Genomic DNA, 18627 nt, shown 5'->3' on the forward strand with positions numbered 1-18627 from the left:
CGGGCACCTCACCCGACGAGCGGGGCGGAACCCGCGGGACCGTTCGCGGTTAAGGTTGTCGCGTGCACTCCTGGCCCATGCCCCAGATCCCGTCCCTGCCCGGCCGCGGCCTCCCGATCCAGGTGCACGACAGCACCACCGGGGAGCTCGTCGTCGCCGCGGAGGGGGACACCGCGACCATGTACGTCTGCGGGATCACCCCGTACGACGCGACCCACATCGGGCACGCCGCGACCTACGTCGGTTTCGACCTCCTCAACCGCGCGTGGCGCGACGCGGGTCACACCGTGACGCACGCGTCCAACGTGACCGACGTCGACGACCCGCTGCTCGAGCGCGCGACCGCGACCGGCGTGGACTGGTGGGACCTCGCGGTCGAGCAGACGGCCCTGCTGGCCGAGGACATGACGGCCCTCGGCGTCGTGCCCCCCGACGTGTACCGCGGCGCGGTCGAGGCCGTCCCCGACGTGGTCCAGGCCGTCGAGGCGCTCATCGAGGACGGCTTCGCCTACCGCGTCCCGGTCGAGCCGGGCGCGGGCGGAGACGCCCCCGAGCTCGGCGACGTGTACGCGGACCTGAGCGCCGACGCGCGCTTCGGCGCGGTCTCGGGGCTCAGCCGCGACGACATGGTGCTGCTCTTCGGCGAGCGCGGGGGAGACCCCGAGCGCGACGGCAAGAAGGACCCCCTCGACCCGCTGCTGTGGCGGCGCGAGCGCGTGGGCGAGCCCTCGTGGGACGGTGCGAGCCTCGGCACCGGGCGCCCCGGCTGGCACATCGAGTGCGCGGTCATCGCGCGCGACGGGCTGGGCCTGCCCTTCGACATCCAGGGCGGCGGCGCCGACCTGCTCTTCCCGCACCACGAGATGTCGACCTCGCACGACCGCCTGCTCGACCACGGGTTCGGGGCGCGCAACCACGTGCACGCGGGCCTGGTCGCCTACCAGGGCGAGAAGATGAGCAAGTCGCGCGGGAACCTCGTGTTCGTCTCGGCCCTGCGCGCCACGGGCGTCGACCCCATGGCCATCCGCCTCGCGCTCCTCGCGCACCACTACCGCTCCGAGTGGGAGTGGACCGACGCGGACCTCCCGGCCGGCGTCGAGCGCCTCGAGCGGTGGCGCTCGGCCGTCTCCGGCAACGGCGGACCCGACGCCGACGCGACCCTCGCCGCGGTGCGCGAGGCGCTCGCGAACGACCTCGACGCGCCCACGGCGCTCGCGGCCGTCGACGCGTGGGCCGACGTCTCGCTCGCGGAGGGCCGGGACACCTCGGGCGACACCGAGGGCGCTCCCGGCGTGATCTCGCGGACGGTCAACGCCCTGCTCGGGGTGCGTCTCTAGAGCCTGCCCGACGGCCGGTGCAACCGGCCGGTGGACGCCGCGGCCCGCGGCGCCTCCCCTGAGGGGTGGCGCCGCGGGCCGCAGTCGTCCTGGGCCGTCCTGCCCGGGCCCCTCGCTAGGGCAGTGGCCCGCCCGACCCGTTGTCGCGGCGGCGCAGGTAGCGCTCGAACTCGCGCGCGATCGCCTCGCCGCTCGCCTCGGGCAGCTCGGCCGTGTCCTTGGCCTCCTCGAGCTGCTGGACGTACTCCGCGATCTCGGCGTCCTCGGCCGCGAGCTCGTCGACGCCGTGCTGCCAGGCCACGGCCTCCTCGGGCAGGTCGCCCAGCGGGACGGGGTCCGACAGGAGCTCCTCGACCCGCGCCAGGATCGCGAGCGTGGCCTTGGGCGAGGGAGAGTTGGCGACGTAGTGCGGCACGGCCGCCCACAGCGACACCGACTGCATGCCGCGCTCGGCCGCCGCGTGCTGGAGCACGCCGACGATTCCCGTGGGGCCCTCGTACGAGCTCTGCTCGACGTCGAGGACCGCGCGCAGGCCGACGCTCTCCGACGTGGCCGTCATGGGGATGGGGCGCGTGTGCGGGACGTCGGCCAGCAGCGCGCCGATCGTCACGACGGTCGTGACCCCCTCGCGCTCGGCGATGTCGAGCAGCTCGCGGCAGAACGTGCGCCAGCGCATCGACGGCTCGATCCCGTGCACCAGGACCACGCGTCGCCCGCTGGCCGGCACGGTCACCGCGGTCACGGTCGTGGTGGGCCAGGTGATCTCCCGTCGGCCGTCGTCCGAGGTGGTCACGACCGGGCGGTTGACCTGGAAGTCGTGGTACTCCTCGGGGTCGATCGCCGCGATCTCCTCCGCGCCCCAGACGTCGTGCAGGTGCAGGAGCGCGGCGGTCGCGGCACCCCCCGCGTCGTTCCACCCCTCGAACGCCGCCAGCATCACGGCCTGGCGAGGCTCGTCGGCCGACGACGGGGGGAGTGCCGGGGTGGTCGGCTCGGGCAGGTCGGCCGGGTCGATCGGTTCCGGGGTCTCGTTCATCGTCCCAGCCTAGGCCGCGCAGGCGACGGGGCGTGGCAGCCGACGCCCACGACCCCCGGCGGGGAGGCCGCACGAGCGGGCGGGCTATGGTGGCAGGGACGGCCACGAACCGTCCCCCCGAGCATGGAGAATGCGTTGAACCCCCTGGAAGCACCCGATCTCACCCGCACCGACAGCGCCCCTCGCGAGGCGCTCGCCCTGCCACAAGCCGTCCTGTGGGACATGGACGGCACGCTCGTCGACACCGAGCCGTACTGGATCGCCGCCGAGCACGAGCTCGTCGAGGCGCACGGCGGCACCTGGTCGCACGAGCAGGCCCTGCAGATGGTCGGCAACCCCCTGACCGAGTCGGCCAAGATCCTCCAGGACGCGGGCGTCGACCTGCCCTCGGAGCAGATCGTCGACTTCCTCATCTCGCGCGTGATCGAGCAGATCCGCGTCGCGGTCCCGTGGCAGCCGGGGGCTCGTGAGCTCCTCGCCGAGCTCCGGGAGCGTGGCGTGCCGTGCGCGCTCGTGACGATGTCCTACCGCTCGCTCGCCGAGCAGGTGGTCCAGCTGGTACCGGCCGGGTCGTTCGTGACCCTGGTGTGCGGCGACGAGGTCACGCACGGCAAGCCGCACCCCGAGCCGTACCTCGCGGCGGCCGAGCGGCTGGGCGTGGACGTGACGCGATGCGTCGCGATCGAGGACTCGCCCACGGGCATCGCGTCCGCGCGGGCCGCCGGCGCGGCGACGCTCGGCGTCGAGGCCGTGGTCCCCGTGCCGGTCCTGCCGGGACTGAGCCGCACGCCGTCGCTCGCGCTCGTCGACGTCGACGCGCTCTCGCGCATCCTCGCGGGCGACGTGATCGACCTCATCGAGGACTGACGGGCTAGGAGGCGGCCGCCTCCGGGGCGATCCCGAGCGCCAGCTCGATCGCGCCCTCGGGGATCTCCGGGGGCGTGCCGCCGAACTGCGGGCACAGGGCCTGGTGCGCGCACCACCCGCACAGCGGGGTCTTGCGCGGGGCCCACTGCCCGCTGCGGGCAGCCTGCGTGATCGAGGACCACAGCGTCCGCACCTGCTCCTCGACCGCGACGAGGTCTGCCTCCTGCGGCTCGGCGCGCAGCACCTGGCCGTCGCCCAGGTAGACGAGCTGGAGCATCTTGGGGATCTCACCCCGCTCGCGCCACAGGACGAGGCCGTAGAACCGCATCTGGAAGAGCGCCGAGCCCTGGTACTGGGGCCGGGGAGTCTTGCCCGTCTTGTAGTCCACGACCCGCATCGCGCCGTTCGGGGCGACGTCCAGCCTGTCCACGATGCCGCGCAGCAGCGGGCCGTCCTCGAGCTGGGTCTCGACGAACATCTCGCGCTCGGCCGGTTCGAGGCGGTTGGGGTCCTCGAGCGTGAAGTAGGTGCCCAGGAGGTTCCCGGCGCCCTCGAGCCACTCCTGGACCGCGCCCCCCGGTGCGCTGCCGGGCTCGCCGGCGCCCGCGAAGAGCTCGGCGTAGCGGGGCTCGGCCTCCTGGAGGCGGTCCCACTCGCCCGGGACCATGGCCTGCGCGGCCGCGAGCGTGCGCTCGCCCACCGGGGCGTCGTACAGCCGTTCGAGCACCGAGTGGACCAGGGTGCCGCGCGCGGCCGCCGCGCTGGGCGGCTCGGGGAGGCGGTCCACGACCCGGAACCGGAACAGCAACGGGCACTGCATGAAGTCGTTCGCCCGCGACGGCGACAGCGCCGGTCGCCGGCGCTCGCGGGGGGAGTCGCGGGCGGGCTCGACCGTCGTGTCGGGGGAGTCGGTGCCGACGAGGTCGGGGGCGAGGGACGTCATGCGTCGAGCCTACGTGTCGACGCCCACACGCCCGCCACGCTCCACAGCCCAGGTCCGGCACAGGTGCCCGACATAGGGTGTCGACGTGGAGACCACCCCGGCACCGGCACGTCGCGCCCCCCGAGACCCGCACCTGACGAAGGGCTGGGTCATCGGCCGGGTGTCGGGCGCGCCCGTCATCCTCACGCCCTCGTGGTTCCTCGCCGCGGCCGTCCTGACGCTCCTGTTCTCCCCGACCGTGCGCAGCTTCGCGCCGGGACTGGGCGTGGGGATCTACCTGGTCTCGTTCGTGTTCGTGCTGCTGCTGTTCGTCTCGGTCTTCCTGCACGAGGTCGCCCACGCCGTGGTCGCCAAGTCCCGTGGGCACGAGGTCACCGAGCTCGCGGTGACGATCTGGGGCGGGCACACGGCCTACTCGGGCACGTCGCGACGTCCCCTCGACGGGATCCTCATCTCGGTCGTGGGCCCGCTGACGAACCTGCTGCTCGCGGTCGTGTGCTGGTTCGCGTTCCAGGCGCAGCCGACCATGACGGTCCCCGCGCTGCTGCTGTACGCGGCGGCGTTCTCCAACGCGTTCGTGGGCGTCTTCAACCTGCTGCCGGGCCTGCCGCTCGACGGCGGTCAGATCCTCGAGTCCGCGGTCTGGGCCGTGACGGGGTCCCGGACCCGGGGCACGATCGTCGCGGGCTGGGTCGGGCGCGTCGTGGCCGTGGGCGTCGTGGCGTGGGCCCTGGGCTGGCCACTGCTCAACGGCTACGAGGTGGACCTGTTCACGGTCGCGTGGGCCGCGCTGATCGGCGCCTTCCTGTGGTCCGGGGCGGGGGCCGCGATCACGAACGGCCGCACGCGCGAGGCGGTCTCGGGCCTCACGGTGGCCTCGCTCGCGTACCCGGCCGTCGCCGTGCCCGTGGCCACCACGGTGTCCGACGCCGTCGCGGCGGCCCAGCGTGCGGGCGCGGGGCACGTCGTGCTCACCGACGCGCTCGGGCACCCCGTGGCCTACGCCGACCCCGCGGCCGTCGCGGCCGTGCCGACCGCCCAGGCGCCGCTGACCCCGGTCGGGGCCGTCGCCGTCGGGCTGCCGCCCACCGCGCGGGTGGACGTGCACCTCGCAGGCCAGGCCATGCTCGACGCGGTCGCCTCCGCGACGCGCGACGCACCCCTGCTCGTCGTGACGGACGCCGGGCGCGTCGTCGGGCTGCTCGACGTGAGCCACGTCGTCGCGGCGCTCCAGGCCGCGCGCGGGCGCTGAGGGCCCCCGGCCCCGCCGACGGGACTCCCGCGCCGGGCAGCCCGACTAGGATGGTCGCCCGTGACCCAAGAGCCCACGCACGACGCGCCCGCCCCGTCCGCCCCGAGCGACGCCCCCGCCTCGCCGGCCCCCACGGCGACCGGGGCCGACGTGCGCCGCGGCCCCCTGCGGCTCGGTGACAAGGTCCAGCTGACGGACCCGCGCGGTCGCCTGCACACCATCACCCTCGCGACCGGGGCCACGTTCCACACGCACCGCGGCTACCTCAACCACGAGGACCTGGTAGGCCTGCCCGAGGGCTCGGTCGTGCGCAACACCGCGGGCATCGAGTACCTCGCGCTGCGCCCGCTGCTGGCCGACTACGTCCTGTCGATGCCGCGTGGCGCGGCCGTCGTCTACCCCAAGGACGCGGGCCAGATCGTCGCGATGGCGGACATCTACCCCGGTGCGCGCGTCATCGAGGCCGGCGTCGGCTCGGGCGCGCTGACCATGTCGCTCCTGCGAGCGGTCGGCGACCAGGGCTCGGTGCACTCGATCGAGCGCCGCGAGGACTTCGCCGCGATCGCGCGCGGCAACGTCGAGCTGTTCTTCGGCGGGGAGCACCCCGCGTGGGAGCTCTCGGTCGGGGACCTGTCCGACGTCCTGCCCCAGGTCGCGGAGAACGGCTCGATCGACCGGGTCGTGCTCGACATGCTCGCGCCGTGGGAGAACCTCGACGCGGTCGCCGACGCTCTCGCCCCGGGCGGTGTGCTGATCTGCTACGTCGCGACCGCGACCCAGCTCTCGCGGCTCGCCGAGGACCTGCGCGCCGACGGGCGCTACGCCGAGCCGTCGGCCTGGGAGTCCCTGGTCCGCGGCTGGCACCTCGAGGGCCTCGCGGTGCGCCCGCAGCACCGCATGGTCGGGCACACGGGCTTCCTGCTCACCGCTCGCCGCCTGGCCGACGGCACGGTCGCACCGCTGCGCAAGCGTCGCCCCGCCAAGGGCTCGTACCCCGTCGCCGAGGAGTGGACGCCCGAGGACCTGGGCGAGCGGTCGGTCTCCGACAAGCGCGTGCGTCGCGTGCGCCGTGACGTCGGCCAGGGCCCGCAGCTCGACCCGCGCACGGGCTAGCCGCTCGTGCCCGTCCCCGACGACGAGGCCGCGGACGTCGCGGCCCTCGTCGAGGACGACGCCCGCGCGGACGCCCTGGACGTTTCGGACGCCGTCGACAACGATTGAGGAACGACGGTCTCAGCAGGGGTGTCCCTGCAGCGGCCGCCCAGGTCTTGTGCGTAAGGTCGAGCCTCGATCACCGGGCTGCCGGAGGTCGGTGACGCGCCGGTGACGGGGTCGACCGCACGACCTCCTGACGGCGCCAGGCGAGAGGGAGAAGCCGGATGACCGAGACACCTGGACTGACACCTGGACAGACCCCGAGCCGTGACAGTGAACGCCAGCAGGCGATCCTGTCGGCCAAGAACGAGCGCCTCGCGGAGGCGCTGCGTGCGGCGCGGGACCAGATCATCGACCTCAAGCGTCAGATCGACGAGCTCGCCAAGCCGCCGGGGACGTACGCGGTCTTCCTCGGAGCCCACCCGGACGGGACGGTCGACGTCTCCGCCGCGGGCCGCAAGATGCACGTGGGCGCGAGCCCCAGCCTCGACCTGTCGACGCTGCACCCGGGCCAGGAGGTCAAGCTCAACGAGGCCATGACCGTGGTCTCGGCGGGCGGCTACGAGCAGGTCGGGGAGCTCGTGACCGTCAAGGAGCTCCTGGGCTCGGAACGCGCGCTCGTCGTCGGGCGCTCGGACGAGGAGCGCGTGGTCCGTCTCGCGGGCTCGCTCGCCGACGCGCCGCTGCGCATCGGGGACTCGCTCACGATCGACACGCGCAGCGGCTTCGTGTTCGAGATCGTGCCCAAGTCCGAGGTCGAGGAGCTGGTCCTCGAGGAGGTCCCGGACATCGACTACTCGGACATCGGCGGCCTGGGGCCGCAGATCGAGCAGATCCGCGACGCGGTCGAGCTGCCCTTCAGCCACCCGGACCTGTTCCGCGAGCACGGGCTGCGCCCGCCCAAGGGCGTCCTGCTGTACGGGCCGCCCGGGTGCGGCAAGACGCTCATCGCCAAGGCCGTGGCCAACTCGCTCGCGCACACCGTGGCCAAGGCGCGGGCCGCGGCGGGCGAGCTCGCGGGCGAGGAGGTCACCTCGGACCCGGACGGCGCCAAGAGCTACTTCCTCAACGTCAAGGGCCCCGAGCTGCTCAACAAGTACGTGGGGGAGACCGAGCGCCACATCCGGCTGATCTTCGCCCGTGCCCGGGAGAAGGCCTCGCAGGGCACGCCCGTCGTGGTCTTCTTCGACGAGATGGAGTCGCTGTTCCGCACGCGGGGCACCGGGCTGTCCTCGGACGTCGAGACCACGATCGTGCCCCAGCTCCTGAGCGAGATCGACGGTGTCGAGCGGCTCGACAACGTGATCGTCATCGGCGCGTCCAACCGTGAGGACATGATCGACCCCGCGATCCTGCGGCCCGGTCGTCTCGACGTGAAGATCAAGATCGAGCGACCGGACGCGGAGGGCGCCAAGGAGATCTTCGCGAAGTACCTGACGACCGACCTGCCGATCCACCCCGAGGACCTCGCCGAGCACGGGGGCAGCGCCCAGGGTGCGATCGACGCCATGATCACGAGCGTGGTCGAGCGCATGTACTCCCAGGAGGACGAGAACCAGTTCCTCGAGGTCACGTACGCGAGCGGCGACAAGGAGGTCCTGTACTTCAAGGACTTCAACTCGGGGGCCATGATCCAGAACGTCGTGGACCGCGCCAAGAAGTCCGCGATCAAGGACCTCCTGGCGACCGGTCAGCGCGGCATCCGGGTCGAGCACCTGCTCGCGGCGTGCGTCGACGAGTTCAAGGAGAACGAGGACCTGCCCAACACGACCAACCCGGACGACTGGGCGCGCATCTCGGGCAAGAAGGGCGAGCGCATCGTCTTCATCCGCACGATCGTCCAGAAGAAGGGCGACGGGGCGGGGGCCGTGGCGCGCACGATCGATACGGTCACGAGCACGGGGCAGTACCTGTAGGTGCCCGCGGGCACGGATGCCGGCGCGAGGCGCCGTGCAGCACGGCCAGGCCCGACGGCGCAGCCCGCCGCCGGGCCTGGCGCGCGTCCGGGACGACTCACCCAGGGCGGAACCCGGCCCGTGGGAGCCGAGCCGTGGACAGCCCGCCCCGCCGTCGGGACCCCGGCATAGGGTGGTGCTCGTGACCGTGCGACGCGTGATGGGGATCGAGACCGAGTACGGCGTGCTGCAGCCCGGGCGACCGCAGGCGAACCCGATGCTCCTGTCGAGCCAGGTCGTGACCACCTACCGGGCGCTCGCGGCCCGCGCGGACGGGGCCCGGGGCAAGGCCCGCTGGGACTACGACGACGAGGACCCCCTGCAGGACGCCCGGGGCTTCCACCTCCAACGTTCGGCGGCCCATCCCTCGCTCCTGACGGACGACCCGACCCGGCCGGCGCCGTCGGGCCCCGTGACGGCCCGGGCACAGGGCGCGGAGACCTTCCAGGAGGTCGCCCGGCCCACGCACGAGGACTACGACGACCCGAGCGCCGCGAACGTCATCCTGACGAACGGGGCGCGCCTGTACGTCGACCACGCGCACCCCGAGTACTCCTCGCCCGAGGTGACCAACCCGACCGACGCGGTGTGCTGGGACGTCGCGGGCGAGCGCATCATGCTCGCGGCCTCGCGCGAGCTGGGCGCCGTCCCGGGCTCGGAGGTCGCGCTCTACAAGAACAACGTCGACGGCAAGGGCGCGTCCTACGGCACGCACGAGAACTACCTCGTGGACCGGGCCGTGCCGTTCGCCACGCTCGTCGAGCTGCTCACCCCCTTCCTCGTGACGCGGCAGGTGTTCACGGGCTCGGGACGCGTCGGCCTGGGCTCGGTGGGCCAGGAGCCGGGCTTCCAGCTCTCGCAGCGGGCCGACTACATGGAGGCCGAGGTCGGCCTCGAGACGACGCTGCGCCGCCCCATCGTCAACACGCGTGACGAGCCGCACGCCGACCGCCAGCGCTGGCGTCGCCTGCACCTGATCATCGGTGACGCGAACCTCTTCGAGGTCGCGACCTACCTCAAGCTCGGCACCACGTCCCTCGTGCTGTTCGTGATCGAGCATCTCGACGCGCTCTCGGCGGTCGAGGGTTCCTCCGGGGCCTCGCTGCGTGCCGAGCTCGCGGCCCTGCGCCTGCACGACCCGGTGTCCGACGTGCAGAAGGTCAGCCGCGACCTCGACCTCACGGCGCCGCTCCTGCTCGCGGACGGGCGTCACCTGACGGCGCTCGAGGTGCAGCAGACCTACGCCGACGTGGCCCGCCGGGCCGCGGAGCACCTGGGTCCTCTCGACGACCAGACCCGCGCGGTCCTCGACCGCTGGGACTCGGTCCTGGCCCGCCTCGGGACGGACCCGGCGTCGTGCGCCCGGGAGGTCGAGTGGGTCGCCAAGCTGCGCCTGCTCGACCGCCTGCGCCGGCGCGACCACCTCGACTGGGACCACCCGCGGCTGGCCGCGATGGACCTCCAGTGGTCCGACGTGCGCCCCGAGCGCAGCATCTACCACCGGCTGCTCGCCGCAGGTGCCGCCGAGCGGCTCGTCGACGAGCGGGCGGTCTCCCAGGCCGTCCACCACGCGCCCGAGGACACCCGGGCGTACTTCCGGGGCGAGGTTATGGCCCGGTTCGGCGACGAGGTCTCGGCCGCGAGCTGGGACTCGGTGATCTTCGACGTCGCCGGCGCCCCCTCGCTCCAGCGCGTTCCCATGCTCGACCCGCTGCGCGGGACCCGGGCGCACATCGGCGCGCTGCTCGAGGCGAGCAAGGACGCCGGAGCGCTGCTCACACGCCTGTCCGGGACGTCGCGATGACTCGCACGCACGGCGCGCTCCGGCGCGGACCCGGCCGAAGAGCCTAGGCTTCGAGAAGACGCGGTCCCCGTCACGGCGGGTCCGCCCCGCACGTCAGCACGGCACGTCAGCAGGATCGACACACCCAGGAGGCGAAGATGGCCCAGGAACGCACCAGCGCATCGCACGAGGACCGCCGTCCCGACGACGACGCGGCGCCCGCGCCCGTCGCCCCGCAGGCGCAGAGCCGGGACGCGGAGGTCGACTCGCTCCTGGAGGAGATCGACGAGGTCCTCGAGTCCAACGCCGAGTCCTTCGTCAGGGGCTTCGTCCAGAAGGGCGGCGAGTAGCCGAGAGGGGCCGGGAGCTGATGACCATGGACTTCTCCGGGCGTCTGCCGCACGCCTTCACCACCCCGGGCTCTTCGTCGTTCGTGGAGTTCCTCGCGAACCACGCCCCCGACCTCCTGCCGTCCCACCGGGCCGGCGCGGCCGGGGCCGCTGGGCACGCCGCCCCCGCGGGGGCCCAGCTCGCGCCCCACGCGACCACGATCGTCGCGCTGACCTTCGGGGACGCCGGGCCTGCGGGCTCGGGAGGCGAGGTCGGCGTGGTCATGGCGGGCGACCGCCGCGCCACGATGGGCTCGATGATCGCGAACCGGGAGATCGAGAAGGTCTTCCCGGCCGACGAGTTCTCCGCGGTGGGCATCGCGGGCACCGCCGGGATCGCCGTCGAGCTCGTGCGTCTCTTCCAGCTCGAGCTCGAGCACTACGAGAAGATCGAGGGCGCGCTGCTCTCGCTCGACGGCAAGGCGAACCGGCTCTCGACCATGATCCGGCAGAACCTCGGCCTCGCGATGCAGGGCCTGGCCGTGGTGCCGTTGTTCGCGGGCTACGACCTGGACCGGGGGACGGGGCGCATCTTCTCGTACGACGTCACGGGCGGGCGGTACGAGGAGCGGGACCACCACAGCGTGGGCTCGGGCTCGGTCTTCGCCCGCGGCTCGCTCAAGAAGCGCTGGCACCCGGGGCTCGACGCGCAGGGCGCGGTGCACGTCGCGGTCGAGGCGCTCTACGACGCGGCCGACGACGACTCGGCGACGGGGGGCCCGGACTCCGTCCGGCAGATCTGGCCCGTGGTCGTCACGGTGACGGCTGACGGGTACCGGCGCGTGCCCGACGACGAGCTCGCCGCGGTCGCGGCGCAGATCGTCGCCGAGCGCACCGAGCAGGCCGACGGGAACCGCGCGGCGCGCCCCCGGGCACCGCGGACCGCAGGACAGGGAGGTGACGCACTGTGAGCATGCCGTTCTACGTCTCGCCCGAGCAGCTCATGAAGGACCGGGCGGACTTCGCGCGCAAGGGCATCGCCCGCGGTCGCTCGGTCGTCGTGCTCGCCTACGACGACGGCATCGCGTTCGCGACGCACAACCCGTCCAGGTCGCTGCACAAGATCTCGGAGATCTACGACCGCATCGCGTTCGCGGCCGTGGGCAAGTACAACGAGTTCGAGAACCTGCGCGTCGCGGGCGTGCGCTACGCCGACCTGCGCGGCTACTCCTACGACCGGGCCGACGTCAACGCCCGCGGGCTCGCGAACGCCTACGCGCAGACGCTCGGCACGGTCTTCACGACCGAGTCCAAGCCGCTCGAGGTCGAGCTCGTCGTGGCCGAGGTGGGGCCCAGCCCCGCGCAGGACCAGATCTACCGGCTCTCCTACGACGGGTCGGTCGCGGACGAGACCGGGTTCGTCGTCATGGGCGGTCAGGCCGAGCAGCTCGGGCGCGACCTGGGCGAGGCGTGGCGTCCCGGGATGACCCTGCCCGAGGTCCTGCACCTCGCGGTCTCGACGCTCGGCGGCGCCGACGCACGTGACGCTCCCGAGGGCGAGCAGGCCATCCCCGCGAGCCAGCTCGAGGTCGCGGTGCTCGACCGCACGCGCCCGCGCCGGGCGTTCCGCCGGCTCACCGGCACGGTGCTGGCCGGTCTGCTCGAGGAGAAGCCAGAGGAGGCTCCGCATGGACCGTAGGATCTTCGGCCTCGAGACCGAGTACGGCGTGACGTGCGCGTCCGACGACGGGCGCGGCCTGTCCGCGGACGAGGTCGCGCGCTACCTGTTCCGCAAGGTCGTCGCGTGGGGCCGGTCGTCGAACGTGTTCCTGCGCAACGGGTCGCGCCTGTACCTCGACGTCGGCTCCCACCCCGAGTACGCGACGGCCGAGTGCGACGACGTGCGCCAGCTCGTGGCCTACGACCGGGGCGGCGAGCGCATCCTCGAGGGGCTCGTCGCGGACGCCCAGGAGAGGCTCGAGCACGAGGGCCTGCCCGGCCGGATCCACCTGTTCAAGAACAACACCGACTCGGCGGGCAACTCCTACGGCTGCCACGAGAACTACCTCGTGCGCCGCCAGGGCGACTTCTCGCGGCTCTCCGACGTGCTGGTGCCGTTCCTCATCACGCGCCAGGTGCTCACGGGGGCCGGCAAGATCCTCGCGACGCCGCGCGGGGCGATCTTCGCGCTGTCGCAGCGCGCGGACCACATCTGGGAGTCCGTCTCGAGCGCGACCACGCGCTCGCGCCCCATCATCAACACGCGCGACGAGCCCCACGCGGACGCCGAGCAGTACCGGCGTCTGCACGTGATCGTCGGGGACTCGTCCATGGCCGAGACCACGACCATGCTCAAGGTCGGGGCGACCGACCTGATCTTGCGCATGATCGAGGCAGGGGTGCCCATGCGGGACATGGCGCTCGAGAACCCCATCCGGTCGATCCGCGAGATCAGCCACGACATGACGGGTCGTCACCCCGTGCAGATGGCGAACGGGCGCACCGTGACCGCGGTGGACCTGCAGGGCGAGTACCTCCAGCGCGTCAAGGAGTACGTCGACGCGAACGAGACGCCCACGCCCGTCGTCAAGCAGGTCCTGGACCTGTGGGAGCGCGGGCTGCGGGCGCTGGAGACCGACGACCTCTCGCTCGTCGACCGCGAGCTGGACTGGGTCATCAAGCTCAAGATCCTGAGGCGCTACCAGGAGAAGCACGGGCTGGAGCTCGACGACCCGCGCATCGCGCGCCTCGACCTCGCCTACCACGACATCTCGCGCACCGAGGGCCTGTACAACATGCTCGCGGCGCGCGGCATGGTCGAGCGGATCACGACCGACCTCGAGGTGTTCGAGTCCACGGCCGTCCCGCCGCAGACGACGCGTGCCAAGCTGCGGGGAGACTTCGTGCGCAAGGCGCAGGAGGCCCGCCGCGACTACACGGTCGACTGGGTGCACCTGAAGCTCAACGACCAGGCGCAGCGCACGGTGCTGTGCAAGGACCCGTTCCAGAACGTCGACGAGAGGGTCGAGCGGCTCATCGAGTCGATGTGACGGGACTCCCGCCCGCGGGCCGGACCTCGCAGTGACCGGGGAGCCTCCACCGTTAAGGTGGTGGCTCCCTGTCCCGTCCCGCCCGAGGAGCGTCGTGCGTCGTGTGTCCCGCCGGCCTGCGGCCGTCGTCCTGGCCCTGGTGGTCGCGGTGTCCGCCGCAGGCTGCGCAGAACCGACGGGGAACGCGGCTCCTGCCCACACGCAGGTCGCGGTCTCCGGGCTGCTCGGCGAGCCCCCCGTGGTCACGTTCGACCAGCCTCTGACGATTCCCGAGACCCGCTCCGAGGTCCTCGTGCCCGGGACGGGCGAGGCCCTGGTCGAGGGACAGCCGGTCCTCCTGAACATGTACGGGGTCGACGGGCGCGACGGGTCGGTGATCCAGAGCACCTTCGTCGACGCTCCTGCGGCGCACCAGCTCACCGCCGAGTCCCTCGGCTCGGAGGTCGTCGACGCCCTGGTGGGCCAGCGCGTCGGTGCCAGGGTCCTGTTCCTCGAAGAGGCGGACGACGTCCCGGTCGTGCTCGTGATCGACGTGCTGCCCTCCCGGGCGACCGGCGAGGCCGTGGCACCGGTCGAGGGGCTCCCGGTCGTGACGCTCGACACCGACGGCGTCCCGTCGGTCGAGGTGCCCGCGGGCACGGCCCCACCGGGCGACCTGATCGTCCAGCCGCTCGTGCGGGGCGCCGGCGTGCAGATCGAGGCGGGCCAGGTCGTCACGGTCCGCTTCACGGGCGTCGCGTGGTCCACGGGCGAGGTCGTCGACTCGAACTGGGCACCCGGGTCCCTGCCCGCCTCGACCATGGTCGGCATCGGCCAGATCATCGAGGGGTGGGAGCAAGGGCTTCTCGAGCAGAGCGTCGGCAGCCAGGTGCTGCTGGTCGTCCCCCCGTCGCTCGCCTACGCGGGGACCGCCAAGCCGTTCGCGGACGAGACCCTGGTCTACGTCGTGGACATCCTGGACGCACACTTCCCGGTGGTCGACGAGACCCCGGGTTCCGAAGGTAAGACGGAAGGTCAATAGCTCATGTCGGTCACGGTCCGTGTCATCCCCTGCCTGGACGTCGACGCAGGTCGCGTCGTCAAGGGGGTCAACTTTGAGAACCTGCGGGACGCGGGCGACCCGGTCGAGCTCGCGGCCCGCTACGACGCCGAGGGGGCCGACGAGCTGACGTTCCTCGACGTCTCCGCCTCGTCGGGCAATCGTGAGACCACGTACGACGTGGTGCGGCGCACGGCCGAGCAGGTCTTCGTGCCGCTCACGGTCGGGGGCGGCGTGCGGACCACCGACGACGTGGACAAGCTCCTGCGCGCGGGCGCGGACAAGGTGGGCGTCAACACGGCCGCGATCGCCCGCCCCGAGCTCATCGCGGAGATCGCGGACCGGTTCGGCAGCCAGGTGCTCGTGCTCTCGGTCGACGCTCGTCGCGTGAGCGGCGAGACCCGCACCGAGTCGGGCTACGAGGTGACCACGCACGGCGGTCGCCGCGGCACGGGCATCGACGCGGTCGAGTGGGCCGCGCGCGCGGCGCGGCTGGGAGCGGGGGAGATCCTGCTGAACTCGATGGACGCCGACGGCATGACGAGCGGGTTCGACCTGGAGATGTTCTCGGCCGTGCGTCCCGAGGTGAGCGTCCCGCTCATCGCGAGCGGCGGTGCGGGCACCCCGGAGCACTTCGCGCAGGCGGCGCAGGCGGGGGCGGACGCGGTCCTCGCGGCGAGCGTCTTCCACTTCCGGACCCTGACGATCGGTGACGTCAAGGCGCACATGCGCGACGCGGGCGTCCTGGTCCGCTGAGGCCGGGACGCGGGGCGTGCCGGGAGGTCCCGGCACGCCCCACACGCCCCGCGCCGCCCGCGAGAGGCAGAGCGCCCGACGCCGTCACCCGCCCGAGCGCGGACCCGGCACCACGGCGTCGAGCGCCGCACGGTCGGCAACGTCGCCCTGGAGGGTCAGACCCGCATGGAGACCTCGTCCGAACGCGTGGAGCACGAGCTCGCCGACCTCGCCCGTGACGACGACCGTGCCGGCCAGCCGACCGTCGTCGGTCGGCCGCGTCGGCGGGGCCTTGACCGCGAGGCGCGGACCGCCGGGCACCACGAGCACGACCCCCACGGGGGACCGGCGGTAGAACAGGCGCGCACCACGCCGCAGCTGTGACCACAGGGCGTCCTGGAGCCCGGGGGAGAGGTCGCGCGACCTCTCCCCGGCGCCGCCCGACCCGCCTGTTCCGCCGGGACCCGCGACCCAGGTGCCACGACGCACGTCCTCGGTGTGCACGAAGTACTCGACGAGGTTCACGAGGTTCCCTGCCCACGACCACGGGCTCCACGAGGCGGGCGCCTGCTCGATGCGCGCGAGCAGCGCGGCGTACCCGCCCGGTGCGAGCGCGGTCGCGGCGAGGTCCTGGAGCCTGGCGTCCGACCAGTCGTGCAGCGGGCCTCCGTTGGCCCCGGCCTGGGTCCAGGGCTGGTGCTCCCGCAGGATCATGTGCGCCGCGAGGTGGCGGGTCTGCCACCCGTCGCACAGGGTCGGGGCGTCGGGGCCGGCCTGGGTGAGTGCGTGGACGAGGGAGGCGCGCTCGTGGGCGTGCCAGGCGGTGGGCTGCATCAGGCCATGCTCGCACGCGGGACGGAGTGTCCCGTGTGAGAAGATCGTGCCAACCCCCACGAAAGACGAGGATCGTCCGTGTCCGCGCGACGGAGCACCCCCACGAACACCACGCCTCGGACCCAGGACGCGCCCACCGGCGCAGCGTCCGACGGTCCGGACGGCACCAGCCCGCACCAGCCCACCTTCGTGGACGGGGTCTCCCGGCCCGGCCGCACCGCGCCCGCAGCACGGGGGGCGCGCGAACGGCACGCCCTGACCGGCTCACGGACCCGCAGGTCGCTCCAGCTCATGGGGCGCGGCATGCGGTCGCAGTGGCGCGTCTACGTCCTGGCGATCACGGCCTCCGCGCTGTTCGGTGCGACCACGGTCCTCATCAGCCTCGCGGTCGGCCGCGTGACGGACGAGGTCGTCGTCCCGGCGCTCGCGGGCGACGCGGACGCACGCGGCAACCTGTGGGTCGCGGGCCTCGTCCTGGTCGCGATCGCCCTCACGCTCGCGCTCACGGTCGCCGGCCGGCGCATCTTCGCGGGCTACGGCTACGCGAACATCCAGGCGGGGCACCGCACCGCGGTCACGCACCAGTACCTGCGGCTGCCCATGTCGTGGCACCGGGCGCACCCCGCCGGCCAGCTGCTCTCGAACGCGAACTCCGACGTCGAGGCCGCCACGGGCGTCTTCAACCCCCTGCCCTTCGCGCTGGGCGTGGTCGTGATGATCGGTGTCTCGGCGGTCATGCTCTTCCGCATCGACGTCTGGCTGGCGTGCGCCGCGCTCGTCGTGATCCCGGTCGCGATCGTGGTCAACGTCGTGTTCCAGAAGTACATGTCGCCCGCGATCACGCACGCCCAGCAGCTGCGGGCCGAGGTCTCCGACGTCGCGCACGAGAGCTTCGAGGCCGCGCTGCTGGTCAAGTCGCTCGGCACCGAGGCCCGCGAGGAGCGGCGCTTCGCCGCGCGGACCGACGAGCTGCGGGCGGCCAACGTCCGCGTGGGCGTGGTGCGGGCGTTCTTCGACCCGGTCATCGAGCTCCTGCCCTCGCTCGGCACGCTCCTGGTGCTGGGCGTGGGAGCCGCGCGGGTCGCTGCCGGTGCGGTCGACACGGGAGAGGTCGTGACGGCCGCCTACCTGCTGACGATCATGGCCGTCCCGGTCCGCGCGTTCGGCTGGGTCCTGGGCGAGCTGCCGCGCGCGCTCGTCGGCTACGAGCGCATCGCGAGCGTGCTCGACGCACCGGGCATCCCGGTCGCGGGAGAGCAGCGGCTTCCCGCCACCACCGGCGGTGCGTCCGTGCGGTTCGAGGGCGTGGGCGTCGACGTCCGGGCGGGCGGCCGCGACGTCACGCTGCTCGACGACATCGAGCTCGACCTGGCCCCCGGCCGCACGGTGGCCGTCGTCGGTCCCACGGGCGCGGGCAAGACCACGCTCGTCTCGCTCCTGGCGCGCCTGTCCGACCCCACGCGCGGCCGGGTGCTCGTCGACGGTGTGGACGTGCGCGAGGCGCTCGCGGCCGACCTGACGAGCCAGGTCGCGCTCGTCGCGCAGTCGACGTTCATCTTCGAGGACACGGTCCGTTCCAACGTGACGCTCGCGGACCAGGGCGAGGGCCCCACCGACGAGCAGGTGTGGGACGCGCTGCGCCTGGCCAAGGTCGACGACGTGGTCTCCCGCCTGCCGGGTGGTCTCGACTCGCCCCTGGGGGAGCGCGGCTCCAACCTGTCGGGCGGTCAGCGGCAGCGGCTCGCGATCGCGCGTGCCCTGGTGCGCTCCCCGCGCCTGCTGGTGCTCGACGATGCGACCTCCGCCGTCGACCCCCGCGTGGAGCAGCAGATCCTCGCGGGCCTGCGCGGGGAGGGAACCGCGCCTGGGGGCGCAGGCCCGACGGCGGAGCACCCCACGGTCGTCATGGTCGCCTACCGCATGTCGAGCGTCGCGCTCGCGGACCAGGTCGTCCACGTCGAGTCGGGGCGGGTGGTCGACGTCGGGACGCACACCGAGCTGCTCGCGCGCGACCCCGGCTACCGCGAGCTCGCCACGGCCTACCAGCGAGAGGCCGAGCGCCGGGCCGAGGCGGACGAGCTCGACGGTTCCGGGGAGTCGCCCGACGACGGGCGCAGACCTGCCGACCCCCTGCAGCCCGAGCGCGAGGACGTCGAGCGCCGCGAGCAGGAAGAGACCGAGGAGATCGTGCGCCACGCCGAGGAAGGGACCGTGACCGAGTGAGCACCACCACCGCACCCACGTCGGCCCGCGGACGCCGCCGGGCGAAGGGCGGGCCCGAGGTCGTCGTCGAGGACGCGACCGGCGCGCGG

16 protein-coding genes are annotated in these 18627 nt (G+C 73.2%); 13 read left to right on the forward strand and 3 right to left on the reverse strand.

The genetic code is table 11. The features are described from left to right. The first annotated feature begins 62 nt into the window (after nucleotides 1–62). Nucleotides 63–1337 carry a cysteine--1-D-myo-inosityl 2-amino-2-deoxy-alpha-D-glucopyranoside ligase gene (gene mshC / locus ACFWGN_RS11600; protein WP_377616959.1) on the forward strand — a complete coding sequence of 425 codons (1275 nt, stop codon included), beginning with the start codon at nucleotides 63–65 and terminating at the stop codon, nucleotides 1335–1337. Nucleotides 1338–1452: 115 nt separating this feature from the next. Here mshC and ACFWGN_RS11605 read toward each other — a convergent pair whose 3' ends face one another. Continuing rightward, nucleotides 1453–2373 (reverse strand): PAC2 family protein, encoded by a 921-nt coding sequence (locus ACFWGN_RS11605; protein WP_082608563.1) that lies wholly within the window; start codon nucleotides 2371–2373, stop codon nucleotides 1453–1455. A 135-nt stretch (nucleotides 2374–2508) separates the two neighbouring features. Here ACFWGN_RS11605 and ACFWGN_RS11610 point away from each other — a divergent pair, with 135 nt between their 5' ends. Beyond that, nucleotides 2509–3240: an HAD family hydrolase gene (locus ACFWGN_RS11610; RefSeq protein WP_377616960.1), complete on the forward strand. Its 732-nt coding sequence runs from the start codon at nucleotides 2509–2511 to the stop codon at nucleotides 3238–3240. A gap of 4 nt (nucleotides 3241–3244) precedes the next feature. Here ACFWGN_RS11610 and ACFWGN_RS11615 read toward each other — a convergent pair whose 3' ends face one another. Further along, nucleotides 3245–4183, reverse strand: a complete 939-nt coding sequence (locus tag ACFWGN_RS11615) for a RecB family exonuclease (protein WP_377616961.1) — start codon at nucleotides 4181–4183, stop codon at nucleotides 3245–3247. 85 nt (nucleotides 4184–4268) lie between these two features. Between ACFWGN_RS11615 and ACFWGN_RS11620 the strand changes: the two genes are divergently transcribed. The 10 genes from ACFWGN_RS11620 (at nucleotide 4269) to hisF (ending at nucleotide 15502) form a co-directional block, all read left to right on the forward strand. Further along, nucleotides 4269–5435, forward strand: coding sequence for a site-2 protease family protein (locus ACFWGN_RS11620; RefSeq protein WP_377616962.1), 1167 nt, complete (start codon nucleotides 4269–4271; stop codon nucleotides 5433–5435). 60 nt (nucleotides 5436–5495) lie between these two features. After that, on the forward strand, nucleotides 5496–6548 hold the full coding sequence (locus tag ACFWGN_RS11625; protein WP_377616963.1) for a tRNA (adenine-N1)-methyltransferase: 1053 nt from the start codon (nucleotides 5496–5498) through the stop codon (nucleotides 6546–6548). Between the two features lie 266 nt (nucleotides 6549–6814). Next, entirely contained in the window at nucleotides 6815–8506 is a 1692-nt protein-coding gene (gene arc / locus ACFWGN_RS11630; RefSeq protein ID WP_377616964.1) for a proteasome ATPase, read from the forward strand. Nucleotides 8507–8705: 199 nt separating this feature from the next. Beyond that, on the forward strand, nucleotides 8706–10349 hold the full coding sequence (gene dop, locus ACFWGN_RS11635) for a depupylase/deamidase Dop (protein ID WP_377617051.1): 1644 nt from the start codon (nucleotides 8706–8708) through the stop codon (nucleotides 10347–10349). Nucleotides 10350–10486: 137 nt separating this feature from the next. Beyond that, a complete protein-coding gene (locus ACFWGN_RS11640; protein ID WP_056764875.1) occupies nucleotides 10487–10678 on the forward strand; it encodes a ubiquitin-like protein Pup in 192 nt (63 codons plus the stop codon). Nucleotides 10679–10698: 20 nt separating this feature from the next. Continuing rightward, nucleotides 10699–11628 carry a proteasome subunit beta gene (gene prcB, locus ACFWGN_RS11645; RefSeq protein ID WP_377616965.1) on the forward strand — a complete coding sequence of 310 codons (930 nt, stop codon included), beginning with the start codon at nucleotides 10699–10701 and terminating at the stop codon, nucleotides 11626–11628. Beyond that, nucleotides 11625–12356, forward strand: a complete 732-nt coding sequence (gene prcA, locus ACFWGN_RS11650) for a proteasome subunit alpha (RefSeq protein WP_191804800.1) — start codon at nucleotides 11625–11627, stop codon at nucleotides 12354–12356. The genes prcB and prcA overlap by 4 nt, the downstream gene beginning before the upstream one ends. After that, a complete protein-coding gene (gene pafA / locus ACFWGN_RS11655; protein ID WP_056646915.1) occupies nucleotides 12346–13707 on the forward strand; it encodes a Pup--protein ligase in 1362 nt (453 codons plus the stop codon). Before prcA ends, pafA begins: the two co-directional genes overlap by 11 nt. A 94-nt stretch (nucleotides 13708–13801) precedes the next feature. Then, nucleotides 13802–14728, forward strand: coding sequence for an FKBP-type peptidyl-prolyl cis-trans isomerase (locus ACFWGN_RS11660; RefSeq protein WP_377616966.1), 927 nt, complete (start codon nucleotides 13802–13804; stop codon nucleotides 14726–14728). A 3-nt stretch (nucleotides 14729–14731) separates the two neighbouring features. Beyond that, entirely contained in the window at nucleotides 14732–15502 is a 771-nt protein-coding gene (gene hisF / locus ACFWGN_RS11665; protein WP_377616967.1) for an imidazole glycerol phosphate synthase subunit HisF, read from the forward strand. Between the two features lie 84 nt (nucleotides 15503–15586). Here the strand turns inward: hisF and ACFWGN_RS11670 are convergent, their stop codons facing one another. Then, nucleotides 15587–16315, reverse strand: coding sequence for a TIGR03085 family metal-binding protein (locus tag ACFWGN_RS11670; RefSeq protein WP_377616968.1), 729 nt, complete (start codon nucleotides 16313–16315; stop codon nucleotides 15587–15589). 291 nt (nucleotides 16316–16606) lie between these two features. Between ACFWGN_RS11670 and ACFWGN_RS11675 the strand changes: the two genes are divergently transcribed. Then, nucleotides 16607–18538 (forward strand): ABC transporter ATP-binding protein, encoded by a 1932-nt coding sequence (locus ACFWGN_RS11675; protein ID WP_377617053.1) that lies wholly within the window; start codon nucleotides 16607–16609, stop codon nucleotides 18536–18538. Nucleotides 18539–18627 lie beyond the last annotated feature (89 nt).

The sequence above is a fragment of the Oerskovia sp. NPDC060338 genome (genome assembly GCF_042726295.1).
Lineage (GTDB): Bacteria > Actinomycetota > Actinomycetes > Actinomycetales > Cellulomonadaceae > Oerskovia > Oerskovia merdavium.

Coding starts and splice junctions, on each gene's coding strand:
- ACFWGN_RS11605 (WP_082608563.1), bottom strand. CDS start 2,373: ATGAACGAGACCCCGGAACCGATCGACCCGGCCGACCTGCCCGAGCCG.
- ACFWGN_RS11615 (WP_377616961.1), bottom strand. CDS start 4,183: ATGACGTCCCTCGCCCCCGACCTCGTCGGCACCGACTCCCCCGACACG.
- arc (WP_377616964.1), top strand. CDS start 6,815: ATGACCGAGACACCTGGACTGACACCTGGACAGACCCCGAGCCGTGAC.
- dop (WP_377617051.1), top strand. CDS start 8,706: ATGGGGATCGAGACCGAGTACGGCGTGCTGCAGCCCGGGCGACCGCAG.
- ACFWGN_RS11640 (WP_056764875.1), top strand. CDS start 10,487: ATGGCCCAGGAACGCACCAGCGCATCGCACGAGGACCGCCGTCCCGAC.
- prcB (WP_377616965.1), top strand. CDS start 10,699: ATGACCATGGACTTCTCCGGGCGTCTGCCGCACGCCTTCACCACCCCG.
- pafA (WP_056646915.1), top strand. CDS start 12,346: ATGGACCGTAGGATCTTCGGCCTCGAGACCGAGTACGGCGTGACGTGC.
- hisF (WP_377616967.1), top strand. CDS start 14,732: ATGTCGGTCACGGTCCGTGTCATCCCCTGCCTGGACGTCGACGCAGGT.
- ACFWGN_RS11670 (WP_377616968.1), bottom strand. CDS start 16,315: ATGCAGCCCACCGCCTGGCACGCCCACGAGCGCGCCTCCCTCGTCCAC.
- ACFWGN_RS11675 (WP_377617053.1), top strand. CDS start 16,607: ATGGGGCGCGGCATGCGGTCGCAGTGGCGCGTCTACGTCCTGGCGATC.